Source organism: Terrisporobacter muris (assembly GCF_024621905.1).
Classification (GTDB): domain Bacteria; phylum Bacillota; class Clostridia; order Peptostreptococcales; family Peptostreptococcaceae; genus Terrisporobacter; species Terrisporobacter muris.
The window spans coordinates 1-1,214 of the sequence record NZ_JANKBY010000583.1; the positions used below are offsets into that span (position 1 = coordinate 1).

Genomic DNA, 1,214 nt, shown 5'->3' on the forward strand with positions numbered 1-1,214 from the left:
AAAAAACTTCTTTTTTGTTTTTATTCTTTAATTGTGCATATAATGTCATAAAAATTTAATACTACTAATATATGGACATTTTATTACTTAAAAGGAGTGAAAATAATGGATAATAATTCTTCTTATAATTACAATGAATTTTTACAAAAGCCCGTTGAAGTTAATACTTATTTGAGTTCTGTGCCTATAGTTGGTGAGGTTATCGATTCTGACGAAAATTCTATTACCATAGCCCCAACATTTTCAAATTCAGGATCAGATTATCACAAAAGTAATTTTGACAAAGAAAATACTTATTATTTACCAAACAACTCAATAATTTCACTTAAAGAAATTTAAAGCTTCTTAACATAAATAAATCGTCAAACATTATTTACTTGTAATATGTTTGACGATTTTTATTTAGCATTTTGTGTACTTGTCTATTTCTATTATTTACTTAAACTCTTCCAATCTCATTCGATATGAATTAATTGCTACTTCGCCTAATTTATCAAGTAGTTTACCATTAACATAAAATCCAACAGCTGCTCCTATACCTGGCATTAGTTGCAATAGTTTAGCCAAATCTAAATAATCTCTATATTCTTGTTGAAATGATTGCCAATTAAAATCATTAATATCATTTGGTAAACCACATGAATAAGCTTCCCAATTCTCCATTTTATCAAATATATTTTTACCATAACTTTGAGAAGAAAAGGCTAATTGAATTATATGAAGTATATATAGTCTTTCTTTATAATCTCTAACATCAAATCCATAGATTGCTGCAATATCATATAAAAGTTTCACCTTTATACTGAGAAGTAATGGGAAATCGGTCATACCTAAAATAATACCTCCTGCCCCTGTTGCAAATCCTTCTGCCATAGCAGTTTTTTTATAAAAGTTTATTTTACTATTCACAATTTTTTCTCTTTCTTCTATAGAAATATTTTCAAAAGGTTCTTTAGTAATATATTTATATCCAAACAATACTGATTTCACCATGGTCTTAACTGCATTAGTTAGTATTTCATGATATTTCTTAGGCAACATACTATTAAACTTCTTTTGTGTCATTGATGTAACTTTATTTATTAAAGATACTTTCTTTTTCATTTCTCTTTTCCATAGTTTATGTTGAACCTTTGCATCAATCATATAATTGTCCATATAAACCTCCTTTGTTAAAATTTATAATTCCATTATTACAATTATTTATCTTATCG

At 26.2% G+C, this 1,214-nt stretch carries 2 protein-coding genes; one reads left to right on the top strand and one right to left on the bottom strand.

Annotated elements, in window-relative coordinates; genetic code table 11:
* The first annotated feature begins 105 nt into the window (after positions 1-105).
* Positions 106-339, top strand: coding sequence for a hypothetical protein (locus NSA58_RS20435; protein WP_039678000.1), 234 nt, complete (start codon positions 106-108; stop codon positions 337-339).
* 96 nt (positions 340-435) lie between these two features.
* Here the strand turns inward: NSA58_RS20435 and NSA58_RS20440 are convergent, their stop codons facing one another.
* A complete protein-coding gene (locus NSA58_RS20440) occupies positions 436-1,158 on the bottom strand; it encodes an EcsC family protein (protein ID WP_039678001.1) in 723 nt (240 codons plus the stop codon).
* Positions 1,159-1,214 lie beyond the last annotated feature (56 nt).

Coding starts and splice junctions, on each gene's coding strand:
- NSA58_RS20435 (WP_039678000.1), top strand. CDS start 106: ATGGATAATAATTCTTCTTATAATTACAATGAATTTTTACAAAAGCCC.
- NSA58_RS20440 (WP_039678001.1), bottom strand. CDS start 1,158: ATGGACAATTATATGATTGATGCAAAGGTTCAACATAAACTATGGAAA.